The organism is Roseateles koreensis, assembly GCF_028595305.1.
In the GTDB taxonomy this organism is placed as follows: Bacteria; Pseudomonadota; Gammaproteobacteria; order Burkholderiales; family Burkholderiaceae_C; genus Paucibacter_A; species Paucibacter_A koreensis.
In genome coordinates this window covers 1-1,463 of record NZ_JAQQXS010000034.1, presented here as the reverse complement: position 1 = coordinate 1,463, position 1,463 = coordinate 1, and the positions used below count along the sequence as shown (strand labels likewise).

Sequence of the window (1,463 nt, the reverse complement as noted above, 5' to 3'; positions counted from 1 at the left end):
TGGCGCCACAGCGCCCGCATCAGCCAGCGGATGTTGAACCCAGCCGCGCACAGCACCGCATGCAGCGCGTCGCCTTCGCTCCCTTTGAGCCAACACTTGTCCATCCGGTGGTCGTGCTTGGTGTGCCCGATGGTCGGCTCGATGGCCTGGCGCCGCTTGAGCCAGCGCTTTTGCTCTTTGCTGAGGGACTTGTACTTGCCCCGGTGGATCAACTCCACCGGGGCGATGTCCTTGTCCACGCCGCGATAGCCCAGGTCGACAACTGCGACCTTCGGCGCCACGCCGATGTCTTGCAACAAGACGCCGGTCTGCTCCAGTTGAGCCGCCAGCGTGTGCCCGTCAAACGGATTGCCGGGGAAGCTTCTGGCGCCCACGATCAGGCCGCTCTTGTGTGCCACCGCCAGGCTGACCTTGACGCCGAACTCGTAGGGCTTGCGGGCCTTGCCTTTGCCAATGCATTCCACTTCTGGGGCGTGTAGCGCGTACAGCTTGTTCTTGTCCTTCGGCCGCTGAGCGCGAATCTGCTCGGCACGCTCCAGCCAGGGCTTGAGTTGATCTTGTGCGGCCTGCGCCAGCGTCATCATCTTGCGCTGCACTTCACGCAGCAGAACGCCAAGGATGGTGCGCTGGCGGCGTACGACCTGGCGAAGTCGCTTGAATTGTTTGGCGTGGGCATAGCCGCCAGCTCGCCGACGCAAGACTTGACCCTCGCGTTCGTGCGTCTTCTTGAGTTGAAGACCGGCGCGCTTGGCAAGTTGGGCAATCTTGGCTCGCGCGACCTCCAGCAGACGGCTGTCGGTCGGGTGGGCGATGGCCTTCTCCTGCACGGTCGAATCGACGATCACCCGTTCCAACTCAACGGGCTTGACGGCCTTCATCGTTACAGCCGACTCGATGGTGGTCTTGAGCAACTGCTCCACGCCGGCTTCGCCAAGCACGCGGCGGAAGCGGCCGATCTGGGTGGCGTCACACGGCAGCTTGCTCTGGTAATACTCCATGCCGCTGAAGAGCTGCCACACGACGTTCTCGCTCCAGCGCTCGACCAGGGATTCGTCGCTCTCGTTGAAGGCGTGCTTGAGGTACAGCAGCGCCACCATCAGGCGGATCGGCAGGCGGGGACGGCCTGCGCGGCTCACACCGCCTGCGGCCACCACCAGCGTGGGGCCAAACATGTCTGCGTCATCGCGCGACTTGCCGATGCGGGACTTGCGGGCAAACAGCGGCGCAAGAGACGATTCAATCTGCGACCAGGGTAAGCGTCGCGCCAGCATCGCCAGTGGATGTTGCGGATCCACCATCCCGTCCAAGCGTGCGCGGAAGAAGTCGTCTGTCGCCATTCGCTGCCCCTCCAGAACTCCCAGAAATCAATATCGATTGGATATCTTCCTGGGAGTTCCGACCATCGGCATTCACCCCAAATCACCAGTGTTCATGCGGGTTGGCGAGGTATTGCAGGTCAGACG

General features: G+C 62.8%; 1 protein-coding gene. It reads right to left on the bottom strand.

Annotated elements, in window-relative coordinates; all coding sequences use genetic code 11:
• Positions 1-1,337 (bottom strand): IS5 family transposase (locus tag PRZ01_RS19130; protein ID WP_273598443.1); only part of this gene is annotated, 1,337 nt, incomplete at its 3' end.
• Positions 1,338-1,463: the final 126 nt, after the last annotated feature.